At 70.8% G+C, this 8,302-nt stretch carries 9 protein-coding genes; all 9 read right to left on the bottom strand.

Annotation, left to right across the window (positions count from 1 at the left end; translation table 11 throughout):
• Positions 1 to 232: 232 nt before the first annotated feature.
• Positions 233 to 670 (bottom strand): SRPBCC family protein, encoded by a 438-nt coding sequence (locus ABD256_RS21555; protein ID WP_344421537.1) that lies wholly within the window; start codon positions 668 to 670, stop codon positions 233 to 235.
• Positions 671 to 683: 13 nt separating this feature from the next.
• Positions 684 to 1,184 carry a hypothetical protein gene (locus tag ABD256_RS21550; RefSeq protein WP_344421534.1) on the bottom strand — a complete coding sequence of 167 codons (501 nt, stop codon included), beginning with the start codon at positions 1,182 to 1,184 and terminating at the stop codon, positions 684 to 686.
• A 46-nt stretch (positions 1,185 to 1,230) separates the two neighbouring features.
• Complete coding sequence (locus tag ABD256_RS21545; protein WP_344421531.1) at positions 1,231 to 2,028, bottom strand: ABC transporter permease; 798 nt, start codon at positions 2,026 to 2,028, stop codon at positions 1,231 to 1,233.
• Positions 2,006 to 2,872 (bottom strand): 2-aminoethylphosphonate ABC transporter permease subunit, encoded by an 867-nt coding sequence (locus ABD256_RS21540; RefSeq protein WP_344421528.1) that lies wholly within the window; start codon positions 2,870 to 2,872, stop codon positions 2,006 to 2,008. The genes ABD256_RS21545 and ABD256_RS21540 overlap by 23 nt, the downstream gene beginning before the upstream one ends.
• Before the next feature lie 156 nt (positions 2,873 to 3,028).
• Positions 3,029 to 4,111 (bottom strand): ABC transporter ATP-binding protein, encoded by a 1,083-nt coding sequence (locus ABD256_RS21535; protein WP_344421525.1) that lies wholly within the window; start codon positions 4,109 to 4,111, stop codon positions 3,029 to 3,031.
• On the bottom strand, positions 4,108 to 5,145 hold the full coding sequence (locus ABD256_RS21530; protein WP_344421522.1) for a 2-aminoethylphosphonate ABC transporter substrate-binding protein: 1,038 nt from the start codon (positions 5,143 to 5,145) through the stop codon (positions 4,108 to 4,110). Before ABD256_RS21530 ends, ABD256_RS21535 begins: the two co-directional genes overlap by 4 nt.
• Positions 5,146 to 5,158: 13 nt before the next feature.
• Entirely contained in the window at positions 5,159 to 5,836 is a 678-nt protein-coding gene (locus ABD256_RS21525) for a phosphonatase-like hydrolase (protein WP_344421519.1), read from the bottom strand.
• A complete protein-coding gene (locus ABD256_RS21520) occupies positions 5,836 to 6,954 on the bottom strand; it encodes a TIGR03364 family FAD-dependent oxidoreductase (protein WP_344421516.1) in 1,119 nt (372 codons plus the stop codon). The genes ABD256_RS21525 and ABD256_RS21520 overlap by 1 nt, the downstream gene beginning before the upstream one ends.
• Before the next feature lie 103 nt (positions 6,955 to 7,057).
• Positions 7,058 to 7,759: a GntR family transcriptional regulator gene (locus ABD256_RS21515; RefSeq protein ID WP_344421564.1), complete on the bottom strand. Its 702-nt coding sequence runs from the start codon at positions 7,757 to 7,759 to the stop codon at positions 7,058 to 7,060.
• Positions 7,760 to 8,302: the final 543 nt, after the last annotated feature.

The raw sequence follows: 8,302 nt of genomic DNA, 5'->3' as shown, positions 1-8,302 counted from the left end.
GCCCTGAAGGTGACCTTCGCGGCGTCAGATTCCCTCAAGGGCACCTTCAGGGCATGCGCAGCGGACCTCACCTCGGCCTCTATAGGAGCATCCTTCAGGGCACTGAGCGCCGTCAAGGTGGCCTTCAGGGGCATTCGACCGCGCCGCCAGCAGCCCGCCACATGAGCAACCCGCCGCCAGCAGCCCGCCATCGCCGACGACCACTGACACCAACTTCACGGAATCATCCGCGTCAGGCGGGGAACATCCGGTCCAGCCGCTCCAGCGACCGTTCGATGCCCTGCTTGTTCTTCTTCGGGAAGAAGCTGATGTCGATCAGGAACGGGAAGCGGGCGGTGGACCAGTCGAAGGTCTCGGTCACCTCGGTGCCGCCGTCGCCCGAGGGTTCGAGCGCCCAGCGCCAGCGGTGGCCGTTGAAGTGGCGCCAGGCGATGAGGCGGTTCTCTTCGAACTCGACGACGGTGTTCTGGATCTTGTACGGCGCGCCCATTTTCATGTCCATGCCGAACTTCGCACCCAGCGCGAGACGGTGCGGGCCGCCGTCGCGGGCGGCCCGCACCGTGCCGGAGCCGTCGATCAGCGGGTGCTGGGCCGGATCGGCCAGCAGTTCGAAGATCTTCTCCGGCGTGGTCGCGATCGTTCTGGTGATCGAGATCTGGCGCTTGCTCATTACTGGAGAGTAGCTACTGCTTCCGGTGCTCGCTCGTCAGCACCAGCTTGCGGTCGCCGAGCTGGTCGGCCAGCTGGGTGCTGACCACCGGGTAGCGGATGTCCATGGTGCACATCTTGTGCGTCTGCGCCGTGGTCTCCACCAGGTTCAGCACCACGCGCTGCGGGGTCTGCTCCTTGGGTTCGACGGTGGCGTGCCCGCAGCCGCCTTCCTCGGCGCGGACGATCACGGTCTTGCCGTCCGGGCCGACGGCGACGTCGCGCGGGAACCCCGCGGGCAGCGCGTTCGCGTCGAGCTGCTGCGGCGGCACCGGCTTGCCTACCTTGGAGGGCGGCGGCTGCGCACCCGGTTTCGGCGACGGCTTCTGCACCGGCGGTTGTTCGGGGATCGTCGTACCAGGCTGGCTGGCTACGGGACCCGAGGCGGGCGGTGGGCTGGCTGCTTCCGGGCTGGCGCAGGCCGCCCCCGCGATCAGGACGAGTCCCGCACCGGCCAACTTCGCTGTGTACCTCATGCCCGTGAAGACGGAGCGGGCCCGCGATCGGGTTGCACGCCGATCTTCACCGATGTGCCGCGCGCCCCCGCACCAGGCCGAGCGCGAGCACCCCCAGCAGCGTCACCAGCAACAACAGCACGGTGCTCGCCGAGGCGAGGAACACCTGTCCCCGGTCGGTCAGCGCGAACACGCTCGCGGGCAGGGTCCGCCAGTCCGGCGGGAACAGCATCATCGTCGCGCCGAGCTCACCCATCGACATCGCCAGCGCCAGGCTCGCCGACGCCGACATCGACGGCAGCAGCACCGGGAGCCGCACGCGGAACAGCACCCGTGCCGGGCCCGCGCCGAGGCTCGCCGCCGCCTGCGCCAGCGAAGGGTCCATTCTGGACACCGCGGCGGACACCGTGCTGTAGGAGAACGGCAGCAGGATCATCAGGTGTCCTACCAGGACGATCCAGCGGGTTCCGTTGAGCAGCAGTGGCGGTTTGCTGAACGCGACCAGCAACGCGAGTCCCAGTACCACCGACGGCACCGCGATCGGCAGGTGGAACACCGTGTCGGCGAACCGGCGGACGCCACGTGGCGCGGATTCGGCGGCGAGCGCGGCCCAGGTGCCGAGCACCAGCGCGGCCGCCGACGCGATCACGCCGGTCTGCACGCTCACCGAAAGACTCGCGAACGTCTCGCCGGACAGACCTTCCGCGTAGTGCGCCACCGTGAGCGAATCCGGCAGCACGCCGCTCCACCCGTCCGCCAGCGACGCGAGCACGATCATCACCAGCGGCGCCAGCACGATGCCCGCGAACAGGACCGCGAACACCGTCCACAGCAGAACCTTGCTACGCCGCGTCCACAACAGCACGGCCGCCTCCCTTCACCGCTTTGGCGACCGCCCACCGGTAGGTCCCGTACAACGCGAGCGACAGCAGCACGTTGACCACCGCGATCGCGCACGCGGCCGGGTAGTCGAAGGTCACGATCCCCTTGGTGTAGACCAGCATCGGCAACGTGATCACGTCCTTCGCGCCGATGAACAGCACGATCCCGAACTCGTTCATCGCGAGCAGCATCGTCAGGCAGGCGCCCGAGGCCAGCGACGGCAGCGCTTCCGGGAAAACCACCTGGCGCAGCACCCGCCACGGGCGCGCGCCGAGACTCGCGGCGACGGCGAGCTGATCGGGTGAGACCTGCCCGAACGCGGCCAGCGCCGGCCGCATGACGAACGGCGTGTAGAACGTGATCTCGGCGAGCAGCACACCCCAGTGCGAGTACAGGAACCCGCCGCCGACCAGGCCGGCGCTGCCGTAGAGGAACGTGAACGCGAGCGCGATCAGGAACGACGGGAACGCCAGCACGGTGTCGACAAGGCGGGAAAGCGCCCGCGCGCCGGGGAACGGGACGAACGCGATCACCAGTGCGAGGAACGTACCCAGCAGGACGCAGCCGACGGTGGCGCCGAGCGCGATCGCGACCGTCCGCCACGCGGCGTCGAGGAACTCGGGCGAGGAAAGAACCTGGCTCCACACCGAAAACCCGATCTCGCCGTCGTCGGAGACGAACGACTGCCGGATCACCAGCGCGAGCGGGTAGCAGAAGAAGCCGAGCAGCACGACGAGCGGCGGCAGCAGCCACGGCAGCGCCGCGCGGGCGCGCCGGGGATTCCGCGCACGCGGCGGTGCGGCCACGCTCAGCGCGAGACCGGTCATGCGTTGGCCTCGCTCCGCGAGACAGTGTCTGATTCCTTTTGGCGCATGACACCCTCGATTCGCTCGCAAGCGTCGCTCATGCGTTGGCCTCGCTCCGCGAGACAGTGTCTGATTCCTTTTGGCGCATGACACCCTCGATTCGCTCGCAAGCGTCGCTCATGCCCGTACCGCCACCAGCGGGCATCCGTCCGGAATGGACACTCCGACCGGCTCGCCGACACCGGGCAGCCCGTCGACGGTCGGCACCTCCGCGCGCACCGCGCTCGGCGGCATGCCGTCGACGGTCAGTTCCAGGTCGAGCCGGAAACCGCTCCCCCGCCACTGCACACCGGTCAGCCGCGCGGGCACCGTGCCGCCGCCGGACGCGGCGCGGACGCCGACCCGGTGCGGGCGGACGCCGAGTGCGACCTTGGCGCCGTCGGCGAGCGCGCCGGTCGGCTCGGCGCTCAGTTCGCGGTCACCGAGCCGGACGGTCACCCGCTTCGGCCCGTCGGCGCCGATCACCTCGACCGGGATCAGGTTCGACGCGCCGAGGAAGCTGGCCGTGAACTCCTCCGACGGTCGGTGGTACAGCCGCTCGCACGGCCCGGCCTCGACCAGCCGGGAGTCGCGCATGACCGCGATCCGGTCCGCGAGCGCGAGCGCCTCGCCCTGGTCGTGCGTGACGTAGACCAGTGTGGTGTCCGGCAGTTCGGCGCGAAGCCGCAGCAGTTCGGCGACCATGTCCTCGCGCAGCGCGGCGTCCAGAGCGGACAGCGGCTCGTCGAGCAGCAGGACCTCCGGCCGGATCGCGAGCGCCCGCGCGATCGCCACCCGCTGCTGCTGGCCGCCGGAAAGCTCACGCGGGTACCGCTTCGCGTAGGCTCCCATGCCGACCATGTCGAGCACCTCCGCGACGCGGGAGGTCACCTCGGCCCTGGGCGCCTTCCGCGACTTGAGTCCGAACGCGACATTGCCGTCGACCCGCAGGTGCGGGAACAGCGCGTAGCTCTGCACGACCACCCCGAGCCCGCGCCGGTGCGGCGGCAGGTCGGTGACGTCCTCGCCGCCGAGCAGCACCCGGCCCGCGCTGGGCCGGACGAACCCGGCGAGCGCCTTCAGCGCGGTCGACTTCCCGGAGCCGGACGGGCCGAGCACGGCCAGCGTCTCGCCGCGCGCCACGGTCAGGTCGAGCGGGGACAGCGCACAGGTCTGTCCGAAATGGACCGAAACGCCCCTGAACTCGACGGCGGGGGTCACCGGCCGACGGCCTTCTTGTAGGCGGCGAGGTCGGCGTCCAGCCTGCCGAGCACCGCGTCCCAGTCCGGCTGCCAGATGTCGACGCCCTTGAGCGCGGCGGCGAACTTCTCCGCCCGCGGACCCGATGGCGTCACGTCGCCGCGCGCTGGCATGCCGTAGGTTTCGACGGCCTTGCCCTGCACCTCGGGGGAGAACAGGAAGTCGAGCAGCTTCTTCGCGTTGTCGGCATGCGGCGCGTTCGCGACCAGGCCCGCGTAGTACGGCAGTGCGAAGGTCGAGCGCTTTCCGGTGGCGTCGGCGGGGAAGAACACGTCGAACCCGCCGCTCTTGTCGATCTCGGCGAGGTTCATCTGGAGATCACCGTTGGCCACCAGGATCTCCCCCTTGGCGACCTTCGGCTGCAGCTTGCCGGTGGAGGAGGACGGGCCGGCGTTGTTCGCCTCCAGCCGCTTCAGGTAGTCCAGCGCGCCCTGGTCGCCGAGCACGTGCTGGAGCTGGAGCAGCACCGCGGTGCCGTCACCGGCCTCACCCGGCGTCGAGTACTGGATCTTTCCCTTGAACCGGGGGTCGAGCAGGTCGTCCCAGGTCTTCGGTGGCGGCGTCGCCTGCTTCGGGTTGTAGACGAAGTCGAGGTAGTTCGTGATGACCGCGGCGTACCGGCCCTGCGGGTCGCGCGCGCCAGCGGGCACCTTGTCCACTCCGGACGGTGCCGACGGGGCGAGCAGGCCCTGCGATGCCGCGCGCTGGATGAACGGGGGCAGCGTCACCAGCAGATCGGCCTTGGTGTTCGACTTCTCCTTCTCCACGCGGGATGCGACCTCGCCGGAGCCCGCGGTGACCGCTTGCACGGTGATCCCGGTCTGTGCTTTGAACTCTTCGAACCGCTTGGCGTACCAGTCTTCGAGACCGTCCACCGTGTACACCGTGACAGTCCTGCCATCCTGGCCGCCGCCCGCGGTGCCGCCGCACGCGGCCAGCGAAAGGCCCAGCAGCCCGGTGAGCGCGACGGTGATCGCGCGCAAGGTGTTCTTCATGGTGTGCGCTCCTTCAGGCGAGCAGGTCGGGAAGTTCGGCCACGGAGCCGAGGACGTGGGTGGCACCGGCCGCGGTGAGGTCCGCGCGCTGGCCGGCACCGGTGAGCACCCCGGCCACGAGGGAAGCGCCCGCGCTGAGCCCGGTGACCACATCGGACACGGTGTCACCAGCCACCGCGACCTTGCGGACGTCGGTGGCACCGAGGCGCAGCGCCGAGGCGAGCACGAGATCGGGCATCGGCCTGCCGCGAACGCCGTCGCCTGGCGCGAGCGTGAGATCGGCGAGCTCGTGCCAGCCGAGCGCGGTCAGGATCGCCTGCTGCGTCTCGGGAGCGAACCCCGTGGTGAGCGCGACCTTGACCCCGCGGGCGCGCAGCGCGCGGATGGCGTCCTCGGCTCCGGGCACGGGCTCGCACTGGCCGTCGGCGACGAGCTTCGCGTAGGTTCGCTGGAACTCCGCGTTCGCGGTCTCGGCGCGCCCTTCGTCGCCGTCGAGCAGCGCGCGAAAGACGGTGATCTTCGACTGCCCCATGGTTTCCACTACGTAGTCCAGCATCGCCGGGAAACGGGAGTCCTTTTCGGACACTCCGGCGGCGGCGATGGCCGCGGTGAACGCGCGGATCACGAGCCCGTCGTCGGCGACGGTGGTGCCCGCCATGTCGAACACGGCCACTTCGAAGTTCGCTGTCATCAGAATCCTGCTTCCTGTGCGGTGTCTTCGGCGATCGCGGGCGAGCACGTCATGCCGCGCCCGCCGGGACCGGTGATGAGCCAGGTGCGCTCGGCGATCTCCGCGCGGTGCACGATCTTCGAAGGATCGGTCGCCTGTGCGTAGACCCCGGCCCACCGGCGGGTGATCCGCGGCAGCGGCCTGCCGAGCAGCGCGCCCGCGACCTCGTCGAGGTGCCGGTACGGATCTTCGGTCACGTCGAAGCCGAACGGCTGCGCGTACTCGTGGGTGTCGCCGATCGTCAGCGAGCCGTCGAGGCGCTGGACCATCAGGAGCTGCATGGCGGCTCCGGCGGCGACCGGCGGCTGCGGCTGCGCTGCGGCGAGCGCGTCCAGCGACGGGCCGCGGTAGGCCGGGTAGTAGCGGAAGGAGTCGGCGTCGGCGACGGAGGTGGTGAGCCGCTCGCCGAGCGGCTCGGTCTGCGCCATCTGCAGCCGGACCCGGCGCACCGGGATCTCCCCGGCGACTTCGCGGACGAGCCCGCCGAGCCACGCGCCGGTGCACAGCAGCACGACGTCCGCGCCGTGGCGCTCGCCGCGGTCGTCGCGAACGCCGCCGCTCACGAGATCGCGGACTTCGCGGCCGGGCAGCCAGGTGTACCGGCCGGTCGCGGCGAGCGCGGCACGCAGCGCGGGCTGGGCCGTCCTCGGCTCGACGGCGCCGTCGCGATCGCACCACAGCGCGCCGAGGAAGCCGCCGCGCAGCGCGGGGTTCAGCGCACGGGTCTCGGCGGCGTCGAGCAGCTTGAAACCGCGATCCGCGGCCTCGGCACCGTTCGCGACCTCGCGCGCGACGGCCAGTTCGGCCTCGGTGCGCACCACGGTGAGCGAGCCGTTGGCGCGGAAGCCGAGATCCGGCACCCGCCCGCCGATCCGCTCCCACAGGCCGCGCGCCCTGACCGCGGTGGCGAGTTCCACGCCGCCCGCCCGCCCGCCGACCCAGACCAGGCCGAAGTTGCGGACCGACGCGCCGCGCGCCTCGGTCTCGCGTTCGATCTGGACGACTTCATGGCCCCGCTGGACCGCTTCCCAGGCGTGCAGCGTGCCGAGCACGCCGCCGCCGACCACGAGTATTCGCACGAGGAGAACGGTCGCCCGACCGAGCGAACGGACACTGGCCGTCGTGGTAACGGAGGGTTAAACAGCCCCGAATATTGGACTGGATGAGTTACCGTTCTGTTATCTAATGCTCGGGCGTGAGCCGGGCGCTGAAGCTGAGCCGGTCGCCCCGGAACAACGAGCGCACGCGTTCGAACGGCCGCCCTCCGGCGTCCCAGGACACCCGGTGCATCAGCAGCATCGGCAGCGCCGGATTGGTGCCGATGAGCAGTGCTTCCCGCGGGCTCGCCAGCACGGTTTCCACCCGTTCGTCGGCGCCCGCGAACACCACGCCGAGCTGATCGCGCAGGCACGCGTAGAGCGATTCCTCCGGGTCGAACACGTCGAGCAGGGTCGGGAACCGCGCGGCGACCAGGTAGGTGGATTCGAGCCCGACCCGTTCGGCATCCGCCAGCAGCACCCGTTCGAGATGCACGACCTCGTCACCGGTGGTGATCTGGAGTTCGCTCGCCAGCCCGGCGTTCGCGGCGATCCGTTCGAGGGTGATCAGCGACCGGCCCGGCTCGATGCCCTGCCGCCGCAGGCCCTCGGTGTAACTGACCAGCGCGAGCGGCTGCACGAGCTTCGGCCCCGCGACGAACGTACCGCTGCCCTGGCGGCGCCGCAGCCGCCCGTCGAGCACCAGCTCGCCGACGGCCTGTCGCAGCGTCGCGCGCGAAACGTCGAACCGTTCGCACAGCTCGCGTTCGGCGGGCAGTGCCGCGTCGTCACCGAGTTCGGCGATGACGTCGAGCAGCGCCACCTTCACCGCGTAGTAGCGCGGCATCCGCCCGTGCTCCGGGATTCCGTTCCGCACCGGGCCGTCGGCCGTCTGCGCCGCCTGGGTTCGTCGAGCATGCACGGGTACGGAGCTTAGAGCGCCATAATCGGCACCGTGCCCCACGCCATGACCGAAGCCGCCGCCGTGCTCGACAACGAGAAGAACTGGGCAGGTGGCTACTACGAGCTGGCGATCGATCTCGGCGAGGCCGACGACGATCGCCTCCAAGCCGCCGTCGACGCGCTCCGGCACGCCGCCCGCATCGAGGGCTCGGTGACCCGCGATGGACGCGCCGTGGCGTGCACCGTCGCGGCACTCGGCGAACACGGGCAGCTGTGCGGCACCGTCCGGCTTCCCGGCGGGGCGCGGGTGGTGTGCTCGGTGTACGCGACCCGCTACGACGACGGCACGGACTGCCTCGACCTCTCGCTGCCGCTCGGCGCGCTGGCCAGAACGGACCGGCGGATCGGCGGTTTCCCGTTCGGCCCCGGTGGCGGCGCCCGGTCGCTGACCTGGCGCGAATCGCTCGACACCTGGTTCGCCGCGGTG

The sequence above is a fragment of the Amycolatopsis minnesotensis genome (genome assembly GCF_039529815.1).
Taxonomy (GTDB): domain Bacteria; phylum Actinomycetota; class Actinomycetes; order Mycobacteriales; family Pseudonocardiaceae; genus Amycolatopsis; species Amycolatopsis minnesotensis.
This window is presented reverse-complemented; position numbering and strand designations above follow the sequence as displayed.